Source organism: Amycolatopsis sp. NPDC058986 (assembly GCF_042741125.1).
Lineage (GTDB): Bacteria > Actinomycetota > Actinomycetes > Mycobacteriales > Pseudonocardiaceae > Amycolatopsis.
Window position 1 is genome coordinate 44,367 of the sequence record NZ_JBHYJW010000007.1, and the last position, 25,849, is coordinate 70,215.

General features: G+C 69.4%; 25 protein-coding genes and 1 tRNA gene. 16 read left to right on the forward strand and 10 right to left on the reverse strand.

Annotated features, from left to right (window positions below):
• Positions 1-30: 30 nt before the first annotated feature.
• A complete protein-coding gene (locus ACFW0G_RS08945) occupies positions 31-1,197 on the reverse strand; it encodes a TIGR02679 family protein (RefSeq protein ID WP_378324322.1) in 1,167 nt (388 codons plus the stop codon).
• Between the two features lie 152 nt (positions 1,198-1,349).
• Here ACFW0G_RS08945 and ACFW0G_RS08950 point away from each other — a divergent pair, with 152 nt between their 5' ends.
• The 3 genes from ACFW0G_RS08950 to ACFW0G_RS08960 all read left to right on the forward strand — a co-directional run bounded on the left by ACFW0G_RS08950 (position 1,350) and on the right by ACFW0G_RS08960 (position 6,632).
• Entirely contained in the window at positions 1,350-2,858 is a 1,509-nt protein-coding gene (locus ACFW0G_RS08950; RefSeq protein ID WP_378324324.1) for a hypothetical protein, read from the forward strand.
• A 503-nt stretch (positions 2,859-3,361) separates the two neighbouring features.
• Positions 3,362-4,375 (forward strand): SEC-C metal-binding domain-containing protein, encoded by a 1,014-nt coding sequence (locus ACFW0G_RS08955; RefSeq protein ID WP_378324326.1) that lies wholly within the window; start codon positions 3,362-3,364, stop codon positions 4,373-4,375.
• Between the two features lie 493 nt (positions 4,376-4,868).
• Entirely contained in the window at positions 4,869-6,632 is a 1,764-nt protein-coding gene (locus ACFW0G_RS08960; RefSeq protein WP_378324327.1) for an SWIM zinc finger domain-containing protein, read from the forward strand.
• A 201-nt stretch (positions 6,633-6,833) separates the two neighbouring features.
• Here ACFW0G_RS08960 and ACFW0G_RS08965 read toward each other — a convergent pair.
• Positions 6,834-6,906, reverse strand: a tRNA-Arg gene (locus ACFW0G_RS08965).
• 224 nt (positions 6,907-7,130) lie between these two features.
• Here ACFW0G_RS08965 and ACFW0G_RS08970 point away from each other — a divergent pair.
• From ACFW0G_RS08970 to ACFW0G_RS09000, 7 genes are all read left to right on the forward strand, one after another.
• Positions 7,131-7,784, forward strand: a complete 654-nt coding sequence (locus ACFW0G_RS08970) for a response regulator transcription factor (protein ID WP_247058120.1) — start codon at positions 7,131-7,133, stop codon at positions 7,782-7,784.
• A 1-nt stretch (position 7,785) separates the two neighbouring features.
• Positions 7,786-8,397, forward strand: a complete 612-nt coding sequence (locus ACFW0G_RS08975) for a trimeric intracellular cation channel family protein (protein ID WP_378324329.1) — start codon at positions 7,786-7,788, stop codon at positions 8,395-8,397.
• Positions 8,398-8,479: 82 nt separating this feature from the next.
• Positions 8,480-9,172, forward strand: coding sequence for a response regulator transcription factor (locus tag ACFW0G_RS08980; RefSeq protein WP_378324331.1), 693 nt, complete (start codon positions 8,480-8,482; stop codon positions 9,170-9,172).
• 26 nt (positions 9,173-9,198) lie between these two features.
• A complete protein-coding gene (locus tag ACFW0G_RS08985) occupies positions 9,199-10,593 on the forward strand; it encodes a sensor histidine kinase (protein ID WP_378324509.1) in 1,395 nt (464 codons plus the stop codon).
• Between the two features lie 153 nt (positions 10,594-10,746).
• Complete coding sequence (locus ACFW0G_RS08990; protein ID WP_378324333.1) at positions 10,747-11,547, forward strand: DeoR/GlpR family DNA-binding transcription regulator; 801 nt, start codon at positions 10,747-10,749, stop codon at positions 11,545-11,547.
• Complete coding sequence (gene galT / locus ACFW0G_RS08995) at positions 11,544-12,626, forward strand: galactose-1-phosphate uridylyltransferase (protein ID WP_378324334.1); 1,083 nt, start codon at positions 11,544-11,546, stop codon at positions 12,624-12,626. Before ACFW0G_RS08990 ends, galT begins: the two co-directional genes overlap by 4 nt.
• A gap of 73 nt (positions 12,627-12,699) precedes the next feature.
• The gene (locus ACFW0G_RS09000) at positions 12,700-14,169 is read left to right on the forward strand and encodes a S1C family serine protease (RefSeq protein ID WP_378324335.1); all 1,470 of its coding nucleotides are present in this window, start codon (positions 12,700-12,702) and stop codon (positions 14,167-14,169) included.
• A gap of 88 nt (positions 14,170-14,257) precedes the next feature.
• On the opposite strand, the gene ACFW0G_RS09005 is transcribed toward ACFW0G_RS09000, so the two are convergent.
• The 5 genes from ACFW0G_RS09005 to ACFW0G_RS09025 are packed head-to-tail and all read right to left on the reverse strand — an operon-like array spanning position 14,258 to position 17,781.
• The gene (locus ACFW0G_RS09005; protein ID WP_378324336.1) at positions 14,258-14,704 is read right to left on the reverse strand and encodes a hypothetical protein; all 447 of its coding nucleotides are present in this window, start codon (positions 14,702-14,704) and stop codon (positions 14,258-14,260) included.
• Complete coding sequence (locus ACFW0G_RS09010) at positions 14,701-15,834, reverse strand: molybdopterin-dependent oxidoreductase (RefSeq protein WP_378324337.1); 1,134 nt, start codon at positions 15,832-15,834, stop codon at positions 14,701-14,703. The genes ACFW0G_RS09005 and ACFW0G_RS09010 overlap by 4 nt, the downstream gene beginning before the upstream one ends.
• Positions 15,831-16,454 carry a methyltransferase domain-containing protein gene (locus ACFW0G_RS09015; RefSeq protein WP_378324338.1) on the reverse strand — a complete coding sequence of 208 codons (624 nt, stop codon included), beginning with the start codon at positions 16,452-16,454 and terminating at the stop codon, positions 15,831-15,833. Before ACFW0G_RS09015 ends, ACFW0G_RS09010 begins: the two co-directional genes overlap by 4 nt.
• Positions 16,451-17,140 (reverse strand): DUF2064 domain-containing protein, encoded by a 690-nt coding sequence (locus ACFW0G_RS09020; RefSeq protein ID WP_378324339.1) that lies wholly within the window; start codon positions 17,138-17,140, stop codon positions 16,451-16,453. Before ACFW0G_RS09020 ends, ACFW0G_RS09015 begins: the two co-directional genes overlap by 4 nt.
• Positions 17,137-17,781 carry a glycosyltransferase family 2 protein gene (locus tag ACFW0G_RS09025; protein WP_378324510.1) on the reverse strand — a complete coding sequence of 215 codons (645 nt, stop codon included), beginning with the start codon at positions 17,779-17,781 and terminating at the stop codon, positions 17,137-17,139. The genes ACFW0G_RS09020 and ACFW0G_RS09025 overlap by 4 nt, the downstream gene beginning before the upstream one ends.
• Before the next feature lie 158 nt (positions 17,782-17,939).
• On the opposite strand from ACFW0G_RS09025, the gene ACFW0G_RS09030 reads away from it, so the two are divergent.
• The 4 genes from ACFW0G_RS09030 to ACFW0G_RS09045 all read left to right on the forward strand — a co-directional run bounded on the left by ACFW0G_RS09030 (position 17,940) and on the right by ACFW0G_RS09045 (position 22,557).
• On the forward strand, positions 17,940-19,352 hold the full coding sequence (locus ACFW0G_RS09030) for a hypothetical protein (RefSeq protein WP_378324340.1): 1,413 nt from the start codon (positions 17,940-17,942) through the stop codon (positions 19,350-19,352).
• Positions 19,353-19,362: 10 nt separating this feature from the next.
• Positions 19,363-20,064 (forward strand): response regulator transcription factor, encoded by a 702-nt coding sequence (locus ACFW0G_RS09035; RefSeq protein ID WP_378324341.1) that lies wholly within the window; start codon positions 19,363-19,365, stop codon positions 20,062-20,064.
• Positions 20,061-21,107, forward strand: coding sequence for a sensor histidine kinase (locus tag ACFW0G_RS09040; RefSeq protein ID WP_378324342.1), 1,047 nt, complete (start codon positions 20,061-20,063; stop codon positions 21,105-21,107). The genes ACFW0G_RS09035 and ACFW0G_RS09040 overlap by 4 nt, the downstream gene beginning before the upstream one ends.
• 553 nt (positions 21,108-21,660) lie before the next feature.
• Positions 21,661-22,557, forward strand: a complete 897-nt coding sequence (locus tag ACFW0G_RS09045) for a serine hydrolase (protein ID WP_378324343.1) — start codon at positions 21,661-21,663, stop codon at positions 22,555-22,557.
• A gap of 99 nt (positions 22,558-22,656) precedes the next feature.
• Here the strand turns inward: ACFW0G_RS09045 and ACFW0G_RS09050 are convergent, their stop codons facing one another.
• A complete protein-coding gene (locus ACFW0G_RS09050) occupies positions 22,657-23,718 on the reverse strand; it encodes an NAD-dependent epimerase/dehydratase family protein (RefSeq protein WP_378324344.1) in 1,062 nt (353 codons plus the stop codon).
• Positions 23,719-23,841: 123 nt separating this feature from the next.
• On the opposite strand from ACFW0G_RS09050, the gene ACFW0G_RS09055 reads away from it, so the two are divergent.
• Together ACFW0G_RS09055 and ACFW0G_RS09060 are read left to right on the forward strand one after the other, a co-directional pair.
• Positions 23,842-24,336, forward strand: a complete 495-nt coding sequence (locus tag ACFW0G_RS09055; protein ID WP_345393810.1) for a MogA/MoaB family molybdenum cofactor biosynthesis protein — start codon at positions 23,842-23,844, stop codon at positions 24,334-24,336.
• An 80-nt stretch (positions 24,337-24,416) separates the two neighbouring features.
• Positions 24,417-24,587 carry a hypothetical protein gene (locus tag ACFW0G_RS09060; protein WP_378324345.1) on the forward strand — a complete coding sequence of 57 codons (171 nt, stop codon included), beginning with the start codon at positions 24,417-24,419 and terminating at the stop codon, positions 24,585-24,587.
• 14 nt (positions 24,588-24,601) lie between these two features.
• Here the strand turns inward: ACFW0G_RS09060 and mscL are convergent, their stop codons facing one another.
• Complete coding sequence (gene mscL, locus ACFW0G_RS09065) at positions 24,602-25,009, reverse strand: large-conductance mechanosensitive channel protein MscL (RefSeq protein WP_378324346.1); 408 nt, start codon at positions 25,007-25,009, stop codon at positions 24,602-24,604.
• A gap of 82 nt (positions 25,010-25,091) precedes the next feature.
• Positions 25,092-25,763 (reverse strand): SAF domain-containing protein, encoded by a 672-nt coding sequence (locus ACFW0G_RS09070; protein ID WP_378324347.1) that lies wholly within the window; start codon positions 25,761-25,763, stop codon positions 25,092-25,094.
• Positions 25,764-25,849: the final 86 nt, after the last annotated feature.

The window sequence follows — 25,849 nt, forward strand, 5'->3', positions numbered from 1 at the left end:
CGACCACGGTACGGGTCGGCACCGACAGTTTCAGGCTTGGGCCATTTCGTCGAGCAACGCCGACGCGACACGCTCCTCCGGAACCGTCTTACCCACCCTGACCAGGTGCCCAGCCAACTCGGCGTCCCATGGCGCCGGCGTGACCCGCCCGACCGGCGGACCGTCCCCGACCGCGGCGAGGTAGTCGGCGCTGGCCATCCGCCACGGTACCGCCCCGGTCCTGGCCACGACGTTTGCCGCGATCCGCAGCCCCTCCCCGTCGAAGTCGCCGTGGTAAAGCAGCTGGGCACCGGCCTCTCCGAGGCGCCTGAGCAGCAGAATCCCCGTGCTACTGGGCCAGCCTGAGGTGCAGATCATCGGCGGACACCCGGTACTGAACCTGTCGAGCGCGAGCGCCAGCACACTCGGATTCTCGAACACCCACACTTGTTCGGGCGCTTCTATGCTCTTGGCAGCCCTGAGCTGCTGCAATGTCAGCACAGCGGCCGTCCCGGATTCCGCGCACGCCCGTAGAATCCGGCTCGCTGTGTCGTCGCCAGGCAGGCGGAGCCCAGCGGCGAGCACCGTCGAGGACAACTCGTCATCCGCGATCCCGGCCCGCTCCCACAACGCCCGTCGCTCGGGCGCGTCCACCGGCGGCGTGACGTCGTAAATCGCGGCCAACGCCCTGGTGACGAGGCCCGCGCACCTCGTGCCCTCATCCAGCGCGTGCGTCTCACCCAGCACCGCGTCGGCGAACACCGGCAGCGGCACCCCAGCCGCAGGCAACTCACCCAACACCCGCAACGCCGTGCTCAGCTCCTCACGCGTCCGCACTATCGACTTATCGACAAGTCCGGCTCGACGTACTGCAGCTACCCAATCCATCAGTGCCGGTTGCGCCACCACCACCGGATGCTCTGCCAGCCACGCCCACAGCTCTTCCCGCTCCGCCGCAGCCCGCCGCCTCTCCCCAGCGCGATTGCCGACCGGGCCTACGAGCTTTGCGACGACGTCCCGGGTCTCCAGCCCGGTCACCTCACGAAGCGCCTGGTCAAGCTTGTCCAGCGCGATGCTGGCGTACTCACCGGGCAGCCGCTCCAACCCGAGCAGATCCGCGACCGCAGCCCGCTGGTCGTCGTCGAGCGGCCCGATCTTGACCCTGCTCACCGGCAGCCCGGACGACAACCTGCCATGCACGGCCCGCCACAACGGCATCAAACCACGCGAGAGTCGATCAACAGGTTCCACAATGGGTCACATCATAGGAGTGCTCCCCGGATCAGGAGTGAAATCCGGCGTCGAACGGCAAGCCCTCCTACAGGGCGTAAAGGCAGGCAAATTCGACTGTATGGGGGCCTCCTGCGCCCATGGCTGATCGCGCTGTCGTCAAGATGGTCCGGGATATCCGGGTGTGGCTCGCCGATGACCAAGGCACGGACGACGTCATCACCTGTTTGGAGCTGTTGCTCGACGCCCGGGACACTTGGCTGAACTGTGCTGACCCGACGTTGTGGCGGACCGGTGACGCGCATCGGCTGCTGATCGACACCGCCGCGCCACGGCTGACGGACCGGTACGGCCTGAGCGCGCACGGTCCGGCAGCGTTGCAAGTGCTGATCGACTTCCTCGACGCGACCGATCGGTTCCATCCGGCCAGCACGCGCATCATGACGCTGCGCAAGGAACTGGATCGGGCCACCGCGAGGTTCCCCGCAGCGATGGCGGACGAATCGAGGTGGCGACTGGCCAAACGGATCTACACCGCGATGCTCGCAGCCGGGGTCGATATCGATGACGACGACGCGGCCGATGCTTGGCTCGAGAAGTTCAACCGGTCGGTCCGGCCGCGGCGCCGTGCCGTCCTCGGCTCGTTACTCGATCAGACGCCGGAACTCGCGACGGCTCGATTCGTCGCCAGGGACTCCGTCGTCGCCGCACTCCCGCCGGACGCCCCTATCCCGCCCGAGTTCCGCCGCGACGAGCCGGCGGCGGAACCATGCCCGGCCAACCCACCGGTCTCGCTGCCACCGACCAACCAGCTCGCTGTTTCTGCTCGCGAATCGGCGTTGCTGCGCAGGTTGGTCTCTTGTGGACAGTGGGCAGTCGAGGGCCGCAAGGTGACGAAGCAGGGCTTCCCGTCCCCTGCCGACACTCGGTCGTTCGCCGAGACGCTGGGCATCAACCCCCGTGAGCGCCTTCGTGACCCTCGCGACCAGGTGCCGCTGACCCGCGCTTGGCGGCTGGCCCTGGACGTGGAAGTCCTGCGCTTGCACCGCACCCAGGTAGTCCCCGGACCGGCGTTCACCGCGCTGGAACGGGTTGTGGCGGGCACGGCCGACGCTGAGGAAACCTTGCGCCTCTGGCAGGAAGTCGTCGACGTCGCGGTTGCCGGCCCGGCCCAGCTGGACGAACGTGACGAGGGTACCCGCGAACTCGAAGCGTTCCTCCGCCCATGGGGTCCCCGCGCTCTGGGGGAGATGTACCGCGCCGAAGCACCGATCGGCCTCGAAGATCTGATCGATGATCTCATCGACGAGCACCACGACCCCGACGTCTCCGAAACCCTCATCGCCCTGACCGGCGCGGCCGTCCGCACCGGTCTGCTGGCCGCGGTCGAAGCGGGCGCCGCAACAGTTGCCTTGCCTCCTGACACCGACCACGAACGGACGACCGTCCAGATGGCTGCACTGCTCGGCGAGCCGTCGTGGGCTGTCCTCCCCATCCTGGACGCCCGTGCCGAACTGACCTCACTCGGCCGCTACTTCGTCCGCCGGAACCTCCTGGCCGAGGAAGTGACGCGCCTCTACTTGAACCGGCTTGAGAAGGAGCCTGCCGATGTACTGCGAATTCCTCGCGGTGGATCAGGAACTCGGTGATCGTCGGCAGAACTCCGCGAGTTGCCGCCCCAGGCCGACATCACCGCGACAAGGTTCGTCAGCGAGTACCACTGGGGCGATTTTCGCGGTAACCCTCCGACCGTAATGGAGCGCTACTTCGATGCCTTTCTATATGTTATTGAGCTGTGGGAGTTGGCTTCGAAGCGGCGGGCTGAACGAGAAGGACGGGAAGTCCGCAAAGTCGCGGCTCAGTATGCTCGCCTTGAGAAAAGCAGGTCCGAGGCGTGTGAACAGGGTGAATGCCCTGATCGGGACCAAGTGTCCCGAGGGCTACGACAGCGCGGTCACCCTGCTCGTCGACCTCAAGGCGGTCAATGCTCGAAATAGTGGCGTGGCGGCTTTCGTCAAACGCTACGAGCGTCTGAAAGAAGAGCGTCGACGTAAGCCGATGCCTGCTGCGCTTTACCCAAGTAGGGCTGTGAAGAGGAAGTTCCGGCCAGTCACGCATCGCTGTCACTGCCCGGTGTCGTAGAGTGGCAGGCGTGGTGGAAGCTGCGGCAGACGAGGCGCGGAAGTTCGAGGACCTGGCCGAGCAGGTGCCGGACGAGCGGGCACAGTTACTGGTCGAAGCGGCGTATCAATGGTCGCGCGCCGGCGATGTCCAGCGTGCCGAGCGGTTGTACCTGACGGCGATCTCGGACGGTGGTTCTGTACACGGTGACGCGCGGACAGCTTATGCCGATTTTCTGTTCGAGCACGAGGACGCTGATCGTGCGCGCGAGGTACTGGCCGGGTTGTGGGCCAGCCATCCAAAGGACCCCGATGTGTATCAGAGCGTCGGCGATTTGCTGATAGACCAGGGCGATTCGCCCGGCGCCCTCCGCTGGTTCACCGCCGGGGTGATTCGCTGTTACGGCGCGGTCGTGGGTTCCCGGCAGCTCGAGGGCGATCCGTCATTGGAACAGTTGCTGAAATCGCGTTCCAGGGTGCGCAAGGTCAGTGGCGAAACACCGGATGACTGGGATCGGGTCTGGTTCGAACGGTACGAGCGAACCCATCCCGGCAAGAAGGCCGACCAGCTGTGGACCTACGAGCACCTTGCCGAGATGCAGCAGGAAACCGCGCGGTTGCAAGATGAGAACGCGATCCTGCGCACATTTCGGCCAGGCTCACTCCCGGAGACGTTTCCCTACTGGCCGCGCGCGGAGTTCGACCGTGCGTTGGCCGCTTTTCCTGAGGTATTCGCCGAGTGGAGGGACTCCGAGGACCCCCACCTCGTCCATCGCCGCATGGTCGAGACCGCGCTGCGAGCTGCCGACGCCGCCTTCGACCTCGCCGTCGTGCCGCTCAACGTTGATGATGTGTACGCTCACGCCGAGCGCACGGGGGTTGAGCCGGACAGCGCGGAGACGCACCAGCGGCTCGCGATGGTGTCCCGCGTCAACGGTGAAGGTATCGCCTGGCCGCCGGGGAGAAATGACCCGTGCTGGTGCGGATCGGCGCGCAAGTACAAGAAATGCTGTGGCACCCCCGGTTTCACTGCGGACTCGGCATGACGTAGCCAGGTTCGGCACGCTTTGTGGAGCTTCGTCCCTGCCCGGACAGCACGGCGAGGGATGGACAAATCCGCGACCGGACAGTCGAATATGAGTCGGAGGAAGAAGCAAAACCGCTGCTTTGGCCGATCACCGGGCGCTGTGCTCCCGCCCACGTCAGAGCCGTTTGGTTCGAGTGTTGGTACGAATAGCTGTCGGCCGACGGCACCGTGACCCGCTTGGCGCGCCGTGACGATGCGGAGTTGATGGGCTGTGCCCTGGCAAGCGAGGCAGGCGAGTACTCCGCCCCGAATCCGCGCCAAGAGCCGGTTGCCAGCAGCCTGCCACCGGCTTATCTCGACACGCCGCGGCAGGGGCTCGTTGGCGTGGCGACTTCGGCTGGAGCGGCTTGTGCACGACGGACTTCTGGGATCACCCGTCACTAGGCCCTTCCCTGGCGGGTGTCTATTCAGGACTATGTGACTGAACTGGAAAGCACTCCGGCGTCAAGTCCGTGGATCCGGCGCTGGTAGCCTCGACGCCCAGCACGGGCTGGGTGATCAGGGAAGAACGCCTGCCCCTCGTCCTGCTCGAAGATCTCCAGGAGAAATTCCTAGTGGTTGCAGTGCTGAACGAATACTCCGTTCGGGTCGCGACGGATTCGCGGTCGTACCAACGTGGCCAGGCCTACTTCGCCGGCGGGCATGTGCAGAAGATCAAAGCCGACGGGAAAACCGTGACGGCCACGGTGGCTGGCAGCCGTCTCTACCGGGTCCGCCTCGCCGTCGGCCGTGGCCGCCTTGGCGGCTCGTGCACCTGCCCGTACGGGGAGAAGGGGATGTTCTGCAAGCATTGTGTCGCGACGGCTCTGGCCTGGCTCGACGGCGGTGCCGAGTCCGTCAGGCCGAGCCCGGAGCTTATGCCGCAGCAGCAGCTCGAGAGGTTTCTGCATACCCAGGAAACGTCCTGGCTGGTAGCGGAGCTGTTGAAGGCCGCCGATACCAACCCCTTGCTTCGTGCTCGGCTCGAGAGCGCGGCAGGTGCGCAAGGAGCGTTCGACGATCAGCCACTTCGTGAGCGTCTCGAAGAAGCTATCGAAGTTCCGGATTACCTCGATGAACGCGAGGAGCAAGCCTACTTCCATGAAGTCGTGAAGGTCCTGGACGAGATCGCGGACCTGGTCGGGTACGGCTTCGCGGATACTGCTCGTGGCCTCGTCGAATTCGCCTTCGAACTGCTTGACGACGTGGCTGACGAACTCGAGGAAGTCGGCGGCGACGCGAGCGAATTGCTGGGCCGTGCGGCGGAGATTCACCTCGCCGCATGCGAGGCGGGCGAGCCCGACCAGGAACAACTCGCGCAATATCTGGTGGACACGGCACTGGCCAGCGACCACGGAGCCTTCCTCGATGCTCTCCCCGCCTATGCCGGCGTGCTGGGCGCGACAGGCCTCGCCCGCTATGGCGTGCTGGTACGGGAGGCTTATGCGGTCGAGGCCGGGTACGTCGAGCGTGTTCTCCTGGAACACGTCGCCGAGTCGGAGGGTGGCACGGACGCCCTCATCGATGTCCTGGCGCAAGACGTGTCCAGTGCCCATGATGTCTTCCGGATCGCGCTACGTCTGTGCCACGACGACCGCGACGACGAAGCTCTGGAGTGGCTGACCCGCGGCGTCGCGGACTTCCCAGCGGATCCGGACCTACGGTCTCTGGCGGCGGAGTGCCACGTCCGCGCCGGTCGACCCGCCGAGGCCGCGAAGCTGCTGTGGGGCAACTTCCGTAACCATCCCAGCCTGGACAACTACATCGCGCTCGCCACGGCGGCTGCTGATGAATTCGCCGCCTGGCGTCGGAAAGCGCTTGATCGCTTGGCCAAGGACGCGCCGCTCCAGGCCCGTTTCACGAAGTCCCGGCTTAGCCTGCCCGGCCGCTCGCGACTGGTGGAAGTCCTGCTGTGGGAACAGGACCTCGACGGGGCATGGCAGGCCGCGAACGCGGGCGGCTGCTCCGACGAACTCTGGCTCCGTCTGGCCCGTAAGCGCGCCGCCAAGCATCCCTCGGATGCCATTCCCGTTCTGCTCGCGGCGGCCAATCAAGCCATCGGCTGGCAGGACCGTGCCTGGTATGCCCGCGCAGCCGAGTACTTGACGGAGGCCCGTCCCCTGTTCAAACGTGTCGGCCGCACGGCGGACTTCAAGGCTCATATGACCGCACTTCGCGCCACGCACAAGCCCAAACGAGCCCTCCGAGAGGAGCTCGACCGTGCGGGACTGCCGTGACTCGACAGCCCATCGCGGTGTACGGCTTCTCCGGAATAAGGTGATCTGAGCCTGCTGGCCGCCCGATACGGACGGGTTTGGCGGTCTGTCATCTCGCATCGCCGCACGCGTGGCCGTCCGGCAAAGTGGACCATTCGTGGACCACGCCCCGACCAGGAACGTTGACCGTTTGATCGAAATGTGCGCTGTGCTGCTGTTGGGTGCCCCCGGCAGGATTCGAACCTGCGACACCCGCTTTAGGAGAGCGGTGCTCTATCCCCTGAGCTACGAGGGCATGTGCTGCCGACCTCACTCTAGCGGGCCCGGGGCGGACGTGGTGCAGGGGGCGGGTGAAGGGTGGCCATACGTAGGTTGTCACCCGTGTGGGTGGTGGGGGCGTCTGAGCTGGTTGGCGCAGTCTGTCACTCGGTCGTGTCTGGTGTCGGGTTGCTGAACAACAGTAGGTAACCTTCGTTAACGGGATGCGGAAATCGCTCCACCGGCTGCCGGAGGGCTTCGTTGATCAAGCTCATGTTCGCCGACGACGAGGAACTAGTTCGTTCGGGGCTGCGCGCCATGATGTCGGGCGCGCAGGACATCGAGATCGTGGGCGAGGCGAGCGACGGTAGATCGGCGGTCGAGGTAGCGCGGCGGTATCACCCGGACGTGGCATTGCTGGACATCAAGATGCGCGCGCCGGACGACGGGATCCGGGCGTTGCGGGCGATCCTGGCGCTGCCGGATCCGCCGACCGTGGCGATGCTGACCACGTTCGACATCGACGAGTACGTGAGCCTCGCGCTGCGGCTCGGCGCCAACGGCTTCCTGCTCAAGGACATCGACCCGGCGGCGTTGCTGCGGGCCGTGCGTGACCTGGCCAAGGGCGGCGCGGTGCTCGACCCGGGGGTCGCGGCGCGGATGGTCCAGTCGCATCGCGACGAGCAGCGAGCGGCCCAGCCGGCGCGTAAGCTGCTGGCCTCGTTGTCCGAACGGGAGCGTGAGGTGGTCGCGTTGATCGGGCAAGGGCTTTCCAACGCCGAGATCGGTGGCCGGTTGCACCTCTCCGAGGCGACGGTCAAGGGGTACGTCTCGGCCGTGTTGTCCAAGATCGGCGCGGCCAACCGGGTCCAGGCCGCGTTGCTGGCCTACCGGGGCGGCCTGCTCGACCAGTAGCGTGCTCACCGCGCTCGAGTTCCTGGGGCTCGTCGCGTTCGCGGCGTCCGGAGCGCTCGCCGCGGTGCGGGCGCGGCTGGACGTCTTCGGCGTGGTCGTGGTGGGGCTGACGACGGCGCTCGGCGGTGGGATCATCCGGGACGTCCTGCTGGGGATCCATCCGCCGACGACGTTGCGCAAGTGGCCCTACCTCGCGGTGTGCGCGGCGACGGCGTTGATCGTGTTCGCGTTCCATCCACAGGTCGCGAGGCTGCGGCGCGCCGTACTGCTCGCCGACGCGATCGGGCTCGGGGTGTTCGCGACGGCGGGGACGACGATCGCGTTGGCGGGCGGGGCGACCGTGTACGCGGCGTGTCTGATCGGGATGACGACGGGAATCGGTGGCGGCGCGTTGCGGGATCTGCTGCTCCGGGAAATCCCTCTCGTGCTGCGTAAGGAGATCTACGCCGTGGCCGCGCTGGCCGGTGCGGCGCTCGTCGGGGTCGGTCACGCTTTGTTACTGCCGCCCGGGCCGGTGACCGTCGTGGCGGCCGCGGTGGTGGTCGCGATCCGGATGCTGGCGTTGTGGCGGCGGTGGAACGCCCCGGTAGCACGCGGGTCCGGAGAGGGCTGAGACGATCCGGAGCGGGAAAATCCTTTGTGGGTTCTGTGTGTGTTCTTAGGCGAGTCTCAGCACGCTGAGTAAGACTGTCGCCATGCGCATCCTTGTGGTGGACGACGACCGCGCCGTCCGTGAATCCCTCCGGCGGTCCTTGGAGTTCAACGGCTACCAGGTCGAACTCGCCAGCGACGGTGCGCAGGCCCTCGAGACGATCGTCGCCAACCGGCCGGACGCGATGGTGCTGGACGTGATGATGCCCCGCCTCGACGGGCTCGAGGTGGCACGCCGGCTGCGAAGCACCGGGGACGACCTGCCGATCCTGGTGCTGACCGCGCGCGACACAGTGTCCGACCGGGTGTCCGGTCTCGACGCCGGCGCCGACGACTACCTCCCCAAGCCGTTCGCCCTCGAGGAGCTGCTCGCCAGGCTGCGCGCGCTGCTGCGCCGCGCCCTCCCGGAAGGTCAGGGCGACCAGGCCTCCGAAGTGCTTTCGTTCGCCGATCTCACGCTCGATCCGGGCACCCGCGAGGTCCGCCGCGGCGACCGCGAGATCAGTCTTACCCGCACCGAGTTCGCGCTGCTGGAGCTCTTCCTCTCCTATCCGAAGCACGTCCTCACCCGCGGCCGGATCCTGGAGGAAGTATGGGGATACGACTTCCCGACCTCGGGCAACGCTCTCGAGGTCTACGTCGGTTATTTGCGCCGCAAGACGGAGGCGGAGAACGAGCCGAGGCTGATCCACACGGTTCGGGGAGTGGGCTACGTGCTGAGGGAAACCCCGCCGTGACCGGTGCCGTCCCGACCATCGACGTGATGGAGGACGATCCGCGCGGTACGCGCTGGGGGACCCGCCGGTTTTCGCTGCGCGGACGAGTGACGTTGCTGGCCGCCGCCTGTGTGGCGGGCGCCGTGGCGCTGGTGTCACTCGGCGCCTATTTGGTCGTGCAGAGCAACCTCTACCAGCAGCTCGACGACAACCTGGTCGCCCGCGCCAGTGCGGCGGTCCAGTCGCCGCAGGTGCAGACGCAGCTCAAGCAGGTTCCCGGCGCCTTCCTGGCGAGCGCGGACCTGCAGATCGGGCAGCTGAACATCGGCAAGGAAATCACCCTGACCTACCCGCAGGCGGGCGTCGCGCCGCCGTACGGGAGCACCGAGATCGAGGTCGCCGCCGGCGATCGGGCGAGTTCGATCCGGACCGACGTCGCCACCGACAGCCGGGTCGTCGCGCTGCCGTCGGGACACGGCCAGGCGATGGTGCTGGCGCAGTCGATGGCGCCGACGAAACGCGCGCTCAACGAGCTCGCGGTCGTGCTGTTCCTCATCGGCGGCGCCGGGATCCTGGTGGCCGCGGCCGCCGGGACCGCGGTGGCCCGTGCGGGGCTGCGGCCGGTGGATCGGCTGACGACGGCCACCGAACGCGTCGCGCGCACCGGGGATCTGCGGCCGATCCCGGTCAGCGGTGACGACGAGCTGGCCCGGCTCACGCAGAGCTTCAACACCATGCTCGGCACGGTCGCGGAGTCGCAGGAACGGCAACGCCAGCTGGTCGCCGACGCGGGGCACGAGCTGCGGACACCGCTTACTTCCTTGCGCACCAACCTGGAGCTGCTGCTGGCGGCGAGCCGGTCCGGGGCACGGGCGCTGTCGGACGAGGACCGCGCGGACATCGAAGCCGACATTCGCGGGCAGATCGACGAGCTGACCCAGCTCATCGGGGACCTGGTCGAACTGGCCCGGCAGGACGTCCCGCAGGAGCAGTTCGAACGGGTCGAGATGGTGGATGTCATCGAACGCGCCCTCGACCGGGCGCGGCGCCGTGCGGGCGAGATCGAGTTCGACGTCGCGCTGCAGCCGTGGGTGCTCACCGGGGACAACAGCGCGCTCGAGCGGGCAGTGCTCAACCTGCTGGACAACGCGGTCAAGTTCTCGCCGTCCGGGTCGACCGTGCGAGTCCGGCTCTATCCGCTCGGCGACGGCACCGCGGTCGTCGAGGTGGCCGACTCCGGTCCTGGGATCGCCGACGAGGACCTGCCCAAGGTGTTCGACCGGTTCTACCGTTCGTCGGAGGCGCGGACGCTGCCCGGTTCGGGCCTCGGCCTGGCGATTGTCAAGCATTCCGCCGAACGCCACGGCGGTACCGTCTACGCGTCGCGAGCGCCGGAGGGTGGCGCGCTGCTGACGATCCGCCTGCCCGGAGCGCCGGGCTGACCCTGTCACCGTTACGGACGGCAGCCATTCGTGGCTCAACGCGTTGGCAACCCCTGCGAATCCTGTGTTGAATCGTGTAGGATTTTGTGTGGTTGGGGCGTTCATGCGGGGAACGCAGTCGATTCAGGACAGTGCGTTGAGGACGGAGTTGCAGTGCTGGCGCGGCAGCGACAGGCGGTGATCCTCGAGGAGGCTCGCCGGACCGGCGCGGTCCGGGTGAGTGACCTCGTGACGAGGCTGGGCGTATCCGATATGACGGTGCGCCGCGATCTCGACGTGCTCGCCGGGCGTGGCCTGGTCGAGAAGGTCTACGGCGGCGCGACGTCGGTGATGGGCAAGAGCACGGACGAGCCCGGGTTCGAGGCCAAGTCCGTGCGGCAGCGCACACAGAAGGAAGCGATCGCCGAACTCGCGGCGAGCCTCGTCCGGCCGGGGACCGCGATCGGGATCTCGGCGGGCACCACGACGTGGACGCTGGCGCGGGCACTCGATCACGTCCCAGGGCTCACCATCGTCACCAACTCCATCCAGGTCGCGGACGTGCTGCGCGGGGCCAGCCAGCAGGACCGCACCGTGGTGCTCACCGGCGGCGTGCGGACGCCGTCGGACGCGCTGGTCGGCCCGGTCGCCGTGCACAGCCTGCGGTCGCTGCACCTCGACGTCGTCTTCCTCGGCGTGCACGGGATGGCCGACGGCCCCGGCTTCACCACGCCCAACCTCACCGAGAGCGAGACCGACCGGGCGCTCGTCGAGGCGGGGCGCAAGCTGGTGGTGCTCGCCGACCACACCAAGTGGGGCATCGTCGGGATCTCCACCATCGCCGGGCTCGACGAAGCCGACGTCGTCGTCAGCGACGACGATCTTCCCGACCAGGCAAGGGAAATTCTCGCCGAACGCGCGGGAGAACTCATGATCGCCGAGACGGCGGGGACGGCCGAGGCAGAAGAAGCGTGAAACGCACCGTGAGGCACCTGGCCGACGGCCGGGAAATCATTTACTTCGACCGGCCGGGCGCGCCCGAGCGGGTCGCCGAGGACACCCGCGACCTCGCCCCGGTGGCCGCCGCGTCGGAGATCCGGCGCGATCCGCTGACCGGCGAATGGGTCGCCATGGCCGCGCACCGGCAGACGCGCACCTACAAGCCGCCCGCGGATCTGTGCCCGCTGTGCCCGAGCAAGCCGGGGAAACCGAGCGAGATCCCCGAAGCCGACTACGACGTCGTGGTGTTCGAGAACCGCTTTCCGTCGTTCGCGCAGAACGTCCTCGGCGAAGCGTCCACTGTGGATGGTGCGGGGCTGGTGCCGGTGGCGCCCGGCCGCGGCCGCTGCGAGGTCGTCTGCTTCACCAGCGACCACGACGGCTCGTTCGCGCGCCTGACCGCCAAGCAGGTCCGCGCGGTGGTCGACACCTGGGCGGACCGCACCGCCGAGCTGTCCGGGCTCCCCGGCGTCGAGCAGGTCTTCCCGTTCGAGAACCGCGGCGAGGAAATCGGCGTCACGCTGCATCACCCGCACGGGCAGATCTACGGCTACCCGTTCGTCACGCCCCGCACGTCGCGGATGCTCGACGTCGCCCGCGCCTACCAGGCCGAACACGGCCGTCCGGTGCTCGGCGACGTCCTTGCCGCGGAACGGGACTCCGGCGCGCGGATCGTCGCGCGGGGGGAGCACTGGACGGCGTTCGTGCCACCGGCCGCGCGGTGGCCGGTGCAGGTCCAGCTGGTGCCGCACCGGCAGGTGCCGGACATTCCCGCGCTCAGCGAGGCGGAGCGGGACGATTTCGCCTTGGTGTACCTGGACGTCCTGCGTCGCTGCGACGCGCTCTACGACCGGCCGCTGCCCTACATCGCCGCGTGGCACCAGGCGCCCGTGCACCGCGACCGCGACCTGAGCTGGCTGCACCTGGAGCTGTTCTCGGTGCTGCGGGCCAAGGACAAGCTGAAGTACCTCGCCGGCTCGGAATCCGGGATGGCCGTGTGGGTGAACGACGCGACACCGGAGCAGATCGCCCAAAGGCTTCGCGAGGCCGGGTAGCCCGGGGCATACTCACCAGCGATGCACAGGTTCGACTCAGGAACCTCTCAGGACCGTCGCGCAAGGTGAGGACATGACCGAGAAAGACCCCAGTGCGCACGACCCCGCTGCTCAGAGTCATGCCGCTGGTGGTCAGCCGCAGCCGGAAACCGGTCAGAGCGGTTGGTCCGGGGCCACAGCCCAGCCAGGCGCGGCCGCCGACCCCGGTCCCGCGGCGCAGTACCCGGCCCCTGCGGAGTACACCCAGCCCAGCGAGCCGCAGTACCACACGGTGACTGGTGCCGACCCCGCGTACGGCGCGCCGAGCCCGTGGTCGGCCCAGGGAGCCCAGACGCCCCAGGGCACGTACGCGCAGCCAGGTACCACTCCACCGCCCAACCCTTACGCTCCGCCCAGTGCCCACGGGCTGCCGGGGGACACCTCCATCTACAACGTCCCGGCCGCGCCGCGGCGCGCGAAGTCCGGTTCGGGCAAGCTGCTTGCCGGAGTCGCGGCCATCGCGTTGCTGGTGGGCGGCGTCGCGGGCGGCACCGTCGGCTACCTGACCTCGGGCACCAACAAGGGGCCCGCCGTCAACGCGCTCGACGCGCCGAAGCCCGCGCAGCAGACCGCGGCCGCCCCCGCCGGCTCGGTCGAGTCCGTCGCGAAGAAGCTCTCGCCGAGCGTGGTCGAACTCCAGGTCGCCGGCCGCACCGCGCAGGGCGAGGGCTCCGGATTCGTCCTGAGCACCGACGGCTACATCCTGACCAACAACCACGTCGTCGAGGTCGCCGCGAACGGCGGCCAGATCCAGGCCGTCTTCCCGGACGGCAAGAAGGCACCCGCCAAGGTCATCGGCCGGGATCCGACGACCGACATCGCCGTGGTCAAGGTCGACAACGTGAGCGGGCTGACCCCTGTGGAGCTCGGCCGCTCCGACGACCTGCGCGTCGGGCAGTCGGTGGTGGCCATCGGCTCGCCGTTCGAGCTGACCGGCACCGTCACCTCCGGCATCGTCAGCTCGCTGCACCGGCCGGTGCGTGCCGGCGGCAACAACGGCGACCAGGCCACGGTGATGGACGCGGTGCAGACCGACGCGGCCATCAACCCCGGCAACTCCGGCGGCCCGCTGGCCAACATGTCCGGGCAGGTCATCGGGATCAACTCGGCCATCTACAGCCCGCAGTCCTCCTCGAACCGGGGCAGCAGCTCCGAGGGGGCGAACGTCGGGATCGGGTTCGCCATCCCGATCGACCAGGCCCGGCGGACGGCCGACGACATCATCAAGACCGGTAAGGCCACGCAGACCTTCATCGGCGCCAAGGTGCAGGACGCGCAGGGCGGTGGCGCCCAGCTCGGGGACATTACCCCGGGCAGCCCGGCGGAGAAGGCGGGGCTCAAGCCCGGCGACGTGGTCACCAAGATCGACGACCGGACCATCGACTCGGCGGACACGCTGATCGCCGCGATCCGTACCCGGGCACCGGACGAGAAGGTCACCTTCACGCTGAACAACTCCCGCACCGTCGACGTGACCCTCGGCGGCCAGCCCGTGCCCAACTGATCCCAGACGCTCGGCCGCTGGAAGGCGGCCGAGACCAGCTCCGGCCTCTGGGTGGGCCGGACCTTCGAAGCCACGCGCGACCCGGCACTCAAACCGGTCGCGCGTGGCTCTTGTCTGTACGGCGCCGGGCGAGCAGCGTCCGGCCGACACCGGCCAGCACGGCCAACGCCCAGACCACGACGAGCGTGAGCAGCAGGCCGACGCCGGGATGCCCGTCGTGCAGCCCTGGCATCGGCGGGTTGCCGTAGGGCCGCCACAACAGCGGAAACGCCAGCAGCCCCAGCACTCCGCTGAAGGCGGCCCCGGCCAGCACCGGCGCTCGCCACAACGGGGGCACGAGGCGGCTCACGCCGAGCCCGGCGAGGCCGACCACCGGCGCGATCACCGCGTCGTGCACCAGCGGGCCGCCGATGAGCCAGCCGAGCGTGCCGATCACGTCGGCGCGGAGCGGGAAAAGGTACTCGCCGAACAAGATCGCGCCCCAGACCAGCGAGGCGAGCCCGAGAAGTAGCAGCAGAATTCGCGCCGTTCTCACAGGACCTCCAGCTTCGAGACCCACTTCGTCTGCAGGACACCGGGACGGCTCGGCGCGATGACCCGGCAGGGAAAGCCGTGGTCCAGGTCGAGCACCTCGCCGTTGAGTTCGAGCGCGAGCAGCGTCAACGCGTCCGCCGTGTGCTCGCCGGGTAGCACACTCACGCCGTACAGTCCGGAACGCTCCAAAGAGGACACTCGTACCGTGGAGCCTGGTTGTGTGCCAACGGTTTCGAGTAGCGTCGGAAAGGCGACGCCGCGCCAGACCGCCGACTGACTCCAGCCCTCGACGCAGGCGATCGGCAGCTCGGCCGTGGTCTGCGGAAGCGCGCGGAGTTCGGCGAGCGAGAACGTCCGCGTCCCGGCCGAGGTCACCACGGACAGCCGCCACGTCGTGGCTTGTGCCGCCTGAACCACCCCCGCGGCGGTGGCGGTGCGGTTCACCGGCAGGCCCTGAGTTCCGTTGCCCGTGCGCCACGACAGCCCGGAGACGTTACGTAGCAACGGAACCGTCGCGCCCGCCGTCGCGACCACGGACACCCCGGCGGCCAGCCACGTGGTGCGCAGGAACCCTCGCCGGGACAAGCCGGCCGACTGCGGTTCGGGATCGCCAGCTGGTTCACGGGTCAGTGCCCGGCGGATGACCGGGAGCTTCACCGCGATGTGCACCAGGATCGAGCCGATCGCCACCCATGCGACGGCGTAGTGCACCTGTGGGAAGTAGAACGTCCACGGGTAGTTCTGCGCGACGTTGAGCAGACCGGTGGTCAGCTCGAAGAACGCGGCCGCCGACAGCACCAGGATCGACAGTCGCTCCACCGCGTGCGGGATCGACCGCACGAGCGGCCTGCCGAACAGCTTCGGATAGACACTCCACAGTTTCGCCAGCAACAGCGGGATCGACGCGACGCCGGAGACGACATGCAGCCCCTGGGTGACGCGATAGAGCCAGATCGGTCTGCTGGGCCAGAAGAACCACGTCGGCGGATGCTGGATGAGGTGACTGAGCAGGCCGGTCACGAAGCACGTGGTGAACGTGATCGCCAGCCACAGCCCGATCCGTGCCGTGACCCGCGGGGAGTGCGCCGCGGCCGCGAAACGCTTTTCGTCCGGAATCGGCAGCCGTTTCATACTTTCTCCAGCCGTGCGAACCAGCGATGCCCGTGCCGGGCGATCCAGGCGACGTGGAGTCCGGCGGTCGCCGCGACCTCGGTGATCCGGTCCGCGCCGACCCACGCCCAGGTGAACCACCGGCCCTCGGGACGGCCGGGCAGCAGCCGCACCCGTTCGTGCCGCAGGCCGAACCCCGGCGGGTCGAGTTCGACCAGGACATCGCCGTCCTCGGCGATGAGCGCCGCGGTGCGCTGGAGCAACGTCGCGGGTTCGCCGCCGATGCCGATGTTGCCGTCCGCGAGCAGCGCGTGCCGCCAGCGGCCCTCGCCGGGAATGCGCTCGAACACGCTGCGGCACAAGGCGACGCCGCCGCGCTGGTGGGTGAGCCGGACCGCGGTGGGCGAACTGTCGACGCCGAGCGAGGCGACACCTCGTCGGGCCAGTGCCGCGGTGAGCCGTCCCGGCCCGCAGCCGATGTCGAGGGTCGGGCCGGTGCAGGCGTCGAGCAGCACGTCGTCCCCGGGACACGGGCGGCCGGTCCAGCGCTCCACCGGCAGTTCGACCCGCTCACCGTTCGCGAGTTCCAGCCAGCATCGATGGCCGAGCAGGCCGTGGTCGAACTCCGTGCCCGCCTTCATCGGACGGCCACCGGGAGCACGGCGACCTCGGCCACCGCGCGGGCGAATCGGCTTCCGGGGCACAACGTCGCCACGCGGTGGGCATCGGCGATGGTGTCCACATCGGACAGTGTGCTGACCGGAGTGACGGACAAGCCGGAGACGGCCAGCGCCTGCCAGGTCCGTTCGCCGGTGTCCGGCCGCGACATCGGGACGTCGGCGAGGACTCGCGCGTCGAGCGGGTCGCGCAGCCCGAGCGCCCACCAGCCGCCGTCCTCGGCGAAGCCCAGTGCCGCATCGGATTCCTTGCGCAGCAAGGGAATCATCGCGCTCTCCAATAGGCTGGGCGTGACCTGCGGGGTGTCCATGCCAATCTGCAACACCGGTACCCCGGGGTACGCGGCGACGGTGTCTGCGTGGGCGTTGGCGAGCCGCTCACCGAAATCTCCACCACGCTGGGCGATGACCGTGACCTCGCTCAGCGCCTCGGCGATCTCCGTGCCCCGGGCGGCATCGCCGAGGTCACCGGTCATCGCCACCATCGGCACGGCACCGGCGGTCGCACGGACCGCGGCGAGCGTGTCGAGCAACGCGGCCGCGGCGATTTCGGCCGCCTGGGCCGCGGTGGCCGGGGGACACAGGCGGGTCTTCGCAAACCCGGGCACGGGCGCTTTCGCCACCACCAGCAGGCAGAACCGGGCGGTCATCGGGCCAGCACCCGCCCGAAGTCCCGGACCGCACGCAGCGTGCCCCGCACCGAGCCGGACACCTTCGACTTCGTCCCGGCGGCCCGCTCGCCGTAGCTGACGTCGAACTCGCGCACGTGCCAACCAGCACGCTGGGCCTTGACCAGCAGTTCGAGCGGATACCCGAAAGCGCGGTCGACGACGTCGAGATCGAGTAGCGCCTGCCGTCGCGCGGCCCGCAGCGGCGCGATGTCGTGTACCGGCAGACCCCGGCTCCGCAACAGCAGCGACAGCGCCACGTTGCCCGCCCGCGCATGCCATGGCCACGCCCGGGAGCTGGTCGGCACTCGTCTGCCGACAGCGAGATCCGTACCCGAGCGCACCGCCTCGACCAATCGCGGCAGGTCGGCCAGATCGAGCGAACCGTCCGCGTCGGCGAAACACACGATGTCCGCCGTGGCGCACTCCAAGCCCGTGTGCACGGCCGCGCCGTAACCTCGCCGAGGTTCGTGGACGACCTTCGCACCGCATGCGGCGGCGATCTCGGGCGATCCGTCCGCCGAACCGTTGTCGATGACAATGGCCCGGTACCCCGGCGGCAGCCCGCGCAGGACAGCGGGGAGCGCCCCGGCCTCGTCCAGGCACGGGAGTACGACATCCACCTCGAATTCCCTCACGGCTCGTACGGTAAGTCCGGGATGGACGGTGTGAAATCCTTGCGCTGCTTACCAAAATGTGACGGCGGGCGAATTCTTACCGACCGGTGACGGATCGCCGCGAGACCCGGTGGACAGCGGGGCACGGGGCTAAGGTGCCGGTGATGAGCGAGTCGATTCCGGCTGCCCAGGTCGCCGACGCGCCGGGCCCGCCCGCGCCTGTCCGAACCCGCCGGTTCCCCCGCGCCGACCTGATCGCCGTCGGCGCGGCCCTCCTGGTGATCGCCGCGGCCACCGTGGTGGGGCTGTACTACAACCGGCCGGGTTCCGGAGTGGTCATCTACGCCCAGGCACCGCCGCTGTTCGCGGTCTGGCTGCCGCACCTCGGCCCGGGCTCGGTCTTCGCCGTGCTGATCGCCTTCGCCGTCGTGGCCTGGGGACCGGCGCTCGCTGCCCGGCTGCCGTGGCGCCGCGCACTCGCCGCCGGGTATCTCACGTCGCTGGGCTGGACGTTCTCGCTCGCCATGGTCGACGGCTGGACGCGCGGATTCACCGGCCGCCTCACGACACCGGACGAATACCTGCACGAGGTACCCGGGATCACCGACATCCCGCGCATGCTGAGGGAATTCTCCTCGCGCATTCTCGACTTCCAGCCGAATTCCTGGACAACCCACGTCTCGGGGCATCCGCCAGGGGCCACCCTCGTGTTCGTCTGGCTCGGCCGGCTCGGCCTGCACGGCGGCGCCTGGGCCTCGACGCTCGTCGTCCTCGTGGGCGGTCTCGTCGCGGTCGCCGTACCCGCCACCGTGTCGCTGCTCGGACGTCCCGACGCTGCTCGCGCGATATTGCCGTTCGCCGTGCTGGGCCCGGCCGCGGTGTGGATGGGCGTCTCCGCCGACGGCCTCTTCGCCGGAGTCACCGCGACCGGCGTCGCACTGCTCGCGCTCGCGGCAGCCGGATTCGCGCAGGGCCGCCGCTACGCCGCGCCGGTGGCCCTCGCGGCCGGAGTGCTGCTCGGGTTCGGGATCTTCCTGTCCTACGGCCTGGTGCTGCTGGGGCTGGTGGCCCTCGTGGTGACCGTGCTGGGCAGGCAATGGGTCGCGGCCGCGCTCGCCCTGGCTACGGCGCTGGGTGTCGTCGCGGCCTTCGCCGTCGCCGGTTTCTGGTGGCTGGACGGATATCACCTGGTCGTCGAGCGGTACTACCAGGGCATCGCCACGCTGCGGCCGTATTCGTACTGGGTGTGGGCCGACCTCGCCGCGGTGGCCGTCGCCGCGGGACCCGCCCTCATCGCCGCCGCCCGGCGCGGTGTCACCGAGGTGTTCCTGCCGAAACCGCGATGGTCCCGGCTGCGTGACCCGGTGCTGCTGATCGGGCTCGCCGCACTGCTCACGATCGTGGCGGCGGATGTCTCCGGCCTGTCGAAGGCGGAGGTCGAACGGATCTGGCTACCGTTCGTGGCGTGGGTGCTGCTGCTGACCGCGTTGCTGCCGCTCCCGGCCCGCCGCTGGTGGCTGGCCGGGCAGGCGGTGACTGCGCTGGCGGTCAACCATCTGCTGCTGACGAGCTGGTGAGGGGACACCGATGACCGAACAGCCCGGCCGGGTGCTCGTGGTGGACGACGACGAGACCGTCCGCGACGTCGTCCGGCGCTACCTCGAAGTCGCCGGCTTCACCGTCGACATGGCGGGCGACGGCGCCGAGGGGCTGGCGAAGTTCGCGAGCCAGGAGCCGGACCTGGTCGTGCTCGACGTCATGATGCCCGGCGTCAACGGGCTCGAGGTGTGCCGCAGGCTCCGGCAGCTGAGCCAGGTGCCGATCGTCATGCTCACCGCGCTCGGCGAGGAGGAGAACCGGATCGCCGGTCTCCAGCTCGGCGCCGACGACTACGTCACGAAACCCTTCAGCCCCAAGGAACTCGCGTTGCGGGTGGCGTCCGTGTTGCGCCGCGCGCGGATGCCGCTGCCGCAGCCCGCCGCCGCGGAACTCGCCGACGGGAACCTCCGGCTGCAGATGTCCGCCCGGCACGCCACCCTTGACGGAGCCGAACTCCCGCTGACCACCCGTGAGTTCGACCTGCTCGCGTTCTTCCTCGCCCATCCCGGCGTCGCCTTCTCCCGGGCCGACCTGCTGGAGAAGGTGTGGGGCTGGGACTTCGGCGATCAGTCCACTGTGACCGTCCACGTGCGACGGTTGCGGGAGAAGATCGAACGGGACCCGGCGAAACCCGCCCGCGTGGCGACGGTGTGGGGCGTCGGCTACCGCTACGACCGGATACAGCCATGATCGAACCCAGCGAGTCCTTCGGCGCCATGCTGGCGCATGTCTGGCACATCCTGCCGGTCGCGCTGCTGTTCTCGCTGCCGGTCGCGGTGCTCGGCGGCGTCGTGCTCTATGTGCTGCGCCGAGGCTCGCTCGCCAGCGCCCTGACCGTGCTCGTGCTGATCCCGGTCCTCGCCACCCTCGTCGGGGTACTCGGCGTCAGTGGGTTCATGTTCACCCCGGCGCTGACCACGATGGCGCTGGTGTGCCTGCTCGTCGCACTGATCACCGTGCCCGCCGCGATCGTGCTCGGCCGGGCGATCGCACGGCGCAGCGTCTGGGAACGGGAGGCCCGCGACCGGGAACGGGCCGCCGAGGCCTCGCGCCGCGAACTTGTCGCGTGGATCAGCCACGACCTGCGCAGCCCCCTGGCGGGGATCCAGGCGATGGCCGAGGCACTCGCGGACGGAGTCGTGTCCGAGCCCGCCGAGGTGACCGAGTACGCCCAGCGCATCGCCGGCGAGACCACCCGGCTGTCCGGCATGGTCGGCGACCTGTTCGAACTGTCCCGGATCACCGCGGGTGCCTTGCGGCTGACCATGTCCTCCGTGCCGCTGCGGGATGTCGTGAGCGACGCGGTCGCCGCGCAAGCGCCGGTGGCCCAACGCAAACGCGTGCGGGTGCTGGAAAACGCCGACGCCTGGCCGGTGGTCTCCGGCAGCGACCCCGAACTGGCGCGGATCGTGCGGAACCTGGTGTCCAACGCGATCCGGCACACCCCGCCGGACGGCACGGTCGCGGTGCAGCTCGGCGTGGACGGCACCGACGCGCTGCTCGCCGTCGACGACTCCTGCGGCGGTATCCCCGAGGACGAGATCGGCCGCGTCTTCGACGTCGCCTTCCGCGGAACCAGGGCGCGGACACCGGAACGTGGTGGCGAGGCCGGTGGCGGGCTCGGTCTCGCGATCGCCAAAGGCCTCGTCGAGGCACATCACGGCCGGATCGGTGTGCTCAACCACGGCCCCGGCTGCCGGTTCGAAGTCCGCCTGCCGCTGGCCACACCCTGAGTTCGCCGCCGGGCCGGAGCGTGCCCGTGTTCCGGTCACGGGAGCGCGGCGAGATTTCCGTGCTCGCTCGCAGAACGTGTGGCCAGTGATCCGCGCGGCGCTGCGCATGGCCTCGATCCGCGCCGCAGGCTGCACAGACCGCTGACGGGATACACGGCCGAATCGGATCCACCTCTCCGAGGGCAGTCCTTGTCGCTACGGACGAAGTTGCCGCCGTTGGCCGAGTACCGCGCCTGCGGCGAGCGATACCGGCGGTGCCGCCGACTCGAAGCCCCCGGCTGCCGGGGCGCCCTCGGATACTCCGCCGGACCGAACGGGCCGTTGGCTCCAACCCGGCTCCGTCGCGCCGGGCGCCTTCGCCCTGCCCACTCGCTTCCGGTTTTCCGCTTAGCGCAACGGGGATCGCGGGGGATCGGCCATTCGGCCGATGTAGACGCACGTTCCGGCGAGGTTGCCCACCGGCTGGCCGGAATGCACCGGCTCTTCGGACGATACCCCCGGCCCCCATCCTGAATAGCTTCGGACTGCTCGCGTTTCCGGCGGAGGTGGACCGTTGCTGAAGCAGTTCGCACAGATGAAGGTGCTCGTGGTGATCGCCGCGCTCGTCGTGGTGGGAGGTCTGTGCGCCACGATCGCCCTCATCGGCGGATCCGGAAGCGAGGACTGGCACACCGGGTGCGGCTCGGCTCCGGCCGAGACGGCGGGCGAGCACGCGAGTGCCATCGCCGAAGCCAGGGAAGCGTTGCTGAGCAAGGGAAACGATCCCCGTCTCGAGATCGAGGTCGTCGATCTGGACGCGTGCGCGGTGGAGCTGAGCTGGAAAGCCGATCAGGCGCAGCCCACCGCGTCCGTGGTGAAACTGCTCATCGCGCTGGACCTGATGGACAGTTCCGGGGTGCCCTCGGGCAGCACGGCAACGGCCGTCCAAGACATGCTCGCGGCCAGCGACGATCGCGTCGCCAGCAGCCTGTGGCAACAGCACGGCGGGCCCGCGATCGTCCGGCGGCAGGCCGAGAAGCTGGGGCTCGCGCACACCTCGCCCCCCGACGACGCCGGCCAATGGGGCTCCACCCAGATGTCGCCCGCTGACGTCATCACGGTCTACCGGCACATCACCGCGAAGCTGCCCGAAGAGGAACGCGACTTCGTCACCGAGGCGATGGAAAGCGCCCCGCGCAGCGCCGCCGATGGCTTCGACCAGCACTTCGGGATCCCGCGCGCGTTCCCGGGCTCGGAGTGGGCGGTGAAGCAGGGCTGGGGCACCTCCGGTGGCCGGCGGGTGCTCAACACCACGGGCCTGGTCCGAACCGCGTCCCGGACCTTCGCCGTCGTGGTGATGGGCTCCTGGAACGAAACCATCGACTGGACCACCGCGACCACGGCGCTCACCACCGCCACCGGCGTGCTGAAGGGCTCACTCACCGCGAGTGGCGGCTGGAAGCTCAGCTAGTCACACCCAGAGCCGCTCCCGCCAGATCAGTCCACTATGGACCAGGTGGCCGCTGGTGCCGGGGGTTCACCGGACACCAGCCACCGCCGCTACGACCCGTCAACCGCCCACCGGATCGCGGAGTTCGGCCGTGGCGAAGTCCGCGATGCCCTCCGCGAAGCCGGTTTCCGCGGTGAACCCGAGTAGCTCCTTGGCACGGGCCGGATTGGCTACGACGTGCCGGACGTCGGCGGGCCGCGCGCCGCCGACGACGCGGGGTGCCGGACCGGCGCACGCGCGGGCGAGCTCTTCGGCCAGCTCGCCGACGGTGTGTGGTTCGCCGGAGCACACGTTCAACGGCACGAGGTCGCCGGACGGGCCGTCGATGCGCAGGGCGAGCGCGTTCGCTCTGGCGACGTCGTGGACATGGACGAAGTCCCGCTGCTGCCCGCCGTCTTCGAGCACGGTCGGCGCTTCGCCGCGCAGCAGCGCCGAACGGAACAGCGACGCCACTCCGGCGTAGGGCGTGTTCTGCGGCATCCGCGGCCCGTACACGTTGTGATACCGCATCGCCCACACCGTGCCGCCGGTCTGCCGTGCCCACGCGGCCGCCAGGTGCTCCTGGGCCAGCTTGGTGGCCGCGTACGTGCTGCGGGGCGACAGCGGCGCGTCCTCGGGCACGAGCCGCCAGCCCAGCTCGGCGCCGCACCGGGGACACCTCGGCTCGAACCGTCCTTCGTCCACATCGGACTGGCGGCGTGGCGAAGGCGGGACGACACCGTGTTCCGGGCACGCGTACCGCCCTTCGCCGTAGACCACCATCGACGAGGCCAGCACCAGCTTCGTCACCCCGGCGGCATACATCCCGGCCAGCAGCACCGCCGTGCCGTAGTCGTTGTGCAGCGCGTACGACGGTGCGTCCGAGGGATCGACGCCGTGTCCGACCACCGCCGCCTGGTGACATACCGCGTCGACGCCGTCCAGCAGTTCGGCGACGATCTCGGTGTCGGTGACGTCACCCCGCAGGAAACGGTGCCGTCGTGTGTAGGCCGGTGGGGACGACGAGCCGTGAGCCGTGGACAGCAGCTTGTCCAGCACCACGACCTCGTCGCCCGAATCGGCCAGCAGGTCGGCGATGTGGGAGCCGATGAACCCGGCCCCGCCGGTGATGAGAACGCGCACACCCCCGACGCTAGGGGCACCGGGCGGCAGGAACCCGGCGGAAGCCGATCACGTCACGGAATCGTCAGAAACTCCCCGCACCGGCACGAGCCGGGCCGCCCGGAACCGGCTACGGTGGTCGCCATGGAACGGAGTGCACAACGGCTGGGCCGAGCCCTCGTGGTCATCGTGGACGACCGCGTCGCGCACGGCGAACACGAGGACAACACCGGCCCGCTGGTCACGGAGCTGCTCGAAGAAGCGGGTTTCATCGTCGACGGTGTCGTCGTGGTCGAGGCCGAGACCGCGGGCATTCGCAACGCGCTCAACACCGCCGTGATCGGCGGCGCCGACCTCGTGATCACCGTCGGCGGCACCGGGGTCTCACCCCGGGACCGCACCCCCGACGCCACGGCCGGCGTCCTCGACCGCCCCATCCCGGGCATCGGCGAAGCACTGCGCGCCTCCGGGCTCGCCGCGGGCGCCGTCGATGCCGGGATCTCGCGTGGTCTCGCCGGGGTCTCCGGCAGCACGCTCGTGGTCAACCTCGCCGGCTCCCGTGCCGCCGTCCGTGACGGCATGGCGACCCTGTCGTCACTCGTCCCGCACGTGATCGACGAACTCTCCGGCCTGGACTGACCGGCCCTCCCGGCGATTCATCTCTCTGGAGTTTTCAAGCTGCGGATGGGCCGCCGTGGCGGCGGTGGGACAATGGGGTCATGCCGGGCCGAGAACGCAAACCCCAGAGTCCCCGTGAGAAACGGCGGGTGGACGAGATCTTCGGGGACGTCCTGCCCGAGACGACGTCCGACGAGCGGGGCCCCGAGCCCGGCGGCCCGGACCCCGACTCGTGGTACCTGGAGAACCGCCCGCCCCATCACGACCGCTGACGCGGCCATCGGAGTCAGTTCCGGCCGTTCTGCTGCTGCGCGCGCAACAGGTCCCGGATTTCCTTCAGCAACTCGACGTCGGTCGGCTCGGCGGGCCCGGACTCCTGACCACGCTTGCGCCGCTCCTGCAGGTGCTTCACCGGCAGCACGATCGCGAAGTACACCACCGCGGCCACGAGCACGAAGTTGATCGCCGCGTTGATGACACCGCCGAAGTCCATGAACGTCGACTCGTTCGCGCCCAGGACCCGGAAGCCGAGGCCCTGCGCCGCGTCCGTGCCGCCGATCGCGTTGATCAACGGCTTGATCAGGCCGTTGGTGAACGCCGTGACGATCGAGGTGAAGGCCGCGCCGATGACCACCGCGACAGCGAGGTCGACGACGTTGCCGCGCATCAGGAAATCCTTGAAACCTTTGAGCACACTGACTCCTCAAGACCGGGGACGGTGACTCGACCGACCCGCTGACTCCGGGGGACGCCGTCACGCCACGAAGGGGTGCGGGCTAGCGGAGAGTAACTGTTACCGGTCGTTCCAGCGAAGTCGCCGCGACCTGTGTCGCGACCGCCGCCGGAAGGGTCAGCAGCACCAGCGGGCCCTTCTCCGGCGGGCCGATCCCGCGGACCCCACCGGCCTCCGCCCGGCCGACGGTCACCACCACGGCTTGGCTGGCCAGCACCGATGCCGGAGCGCCCGCTTCCGCGGCGGCCACGACGTCGACACGCCGGCCAGGACGGAGTAACTCGGCGACGCCCGCGTCGGCCAGTCGGACCGGCACCGTGGACGTCGTCGGATCACCCGTTCCGGGGATGCTCTCGCCCACCAAGCGGACGTCGGTGAGGGGCTCACCCGCCCGTGCCGGGCCGGCCAGCAGCCGTCCTTCGAGGACTCCGGGATCCCCGAGAGCGCCGGTGGGGCGGACGGGATCGGGCACCTCGGCCAGTTTGACGTCGGTGGCGTGCAGCACCGTGCCCGCAGGAAGATCGCGGACGGTGACGACGGTCGGCGTGCCGGGCGCGCCTCTCGCGGACGCCGGGAGCAGCAGCGCCAGTGACCCCGTGAGCAGCAGACCGGCGGCGAGCCAGCGGCGGAGCAACCGGGCCCGGCGCCCGCGCAGCCAACCCAGTACGGGCAGCCCGGCAAGAGCAGGCAGATGAGTGCGGAGCAGTGAGTGCATGGTGTCCCCCTCTGCGGATCGGTGCGGCGCGGTGCCGCATGAATCCGACGTTAGGGACGACGCGGGGTCCGGCGAAAGGGCCGGAC

Excerpts from the sequence above, each read along its gene's own strand:
- ACFW0G_RS08945 (WP_378324322.1), bottom strand. The coding sequence starts at position 1,197 with ATGCCGTTGTGGCGGGCCGTGCATGGCAGGTTGTCGTCCGGGCTGCCG.
- ACFW0G_RS08950 (WP_378324324.1), top strand. The coding sequence starts at position 1,350 with ATGGCTGATCGCGCTGTCGTCAAGATGGTCCGGGATATCCGGGTGTGG.
- ACFW0G_RS08980 (WP_378324331.1), top strand. The coding sequence starts at position 8,480 with ATGCGCATCCTTGTGGTGGACGACGACCGCGCCGTCCGTGAATCCCTC.
- ACFW0G_RS08985 (WP_378324509.1), top strand. The coding sequence starts at position 9,199 with ATGGAGGACGATCCGCGCGGTACGCGCTGGGGGACCCGCCGGTTTTCG.
- ACFW0G_RS09000 (WP_378324335.1), top strand. The coding sequence starts at position 12,700 with ATGACCGAGAAAGACCCCAGTGCGCACGACCCCGCTGCTCAGAGTCAT.
- ACFW0G_RS09010 (WP_378324337.1), bottom strand. The coding sequence starts at position 15,834 with ATGAAACGGCTGCCGATTCCGGACGAAAAGCGTTTCGCGGCCGCGGCG.
- ACFW0G_RS09015 (WP_378324338.1), bottom strand. The coding sequence starts at position 16,454 with ATGAAGGCGGGCACGGAGTTCGACCACGGCCTGCTCGGCCATCGATGC.
- ACFW0G_RS09020 (WP_378324339.1), bottom strand. The coding sequence starts at position 17,140 with ATGACCGCCCGGTTCTGCCTGCTGGTGGTGGCGAAAGCGCCCGTGCCC.
- ACFW0G_RS09030 (WP_378324340.1), top strand. The coding sequence starts at position 17,940 with ATGAGCGAGTCGATTCCGGCTGCCCAGGTCGCCGACGCGCCGGGCCCG.
- ACFW0G_RS09035 (WP_378324341.1), top strand. The coding sequence starts at position 19,363 with ATGACCGAACAGCCCGGCCGGGTGCTCGTGGTGGACGACGACGAGACC.
- ACFW0G_RS09040 (WP_378324342.1), top strand. The coding sequence starts at position 20,061 with ATGATCGAACCCAGCGAGTCCTTCGGCGCCATGCTGGCGCATGTCTGG.
- ACFW0G_RS09055 (WP_345393810.1), top strand. The coding sequence starts at position 23,842 with ATGGAACGGAGTGCACAACGGCTGGGCCGAGCCCTCGTGGTCATCGTG.
- ACFW0G_RS09060 (WP_378324345.1), top strand. The coding sequence starts at position 24,417 with ATGCCGGGCCGAGAACGCAAACCCCAGAGTCCCCGTGAGAAACGGCGG.
- ACFW0G_RS09070 (WP_378324347.1), bottom strand. The coding sequence starts at position 25,763 with ATGCACTCACTGCTCCGCACTCATCTGCCTGCTCTTGCCGGGCTGCCC.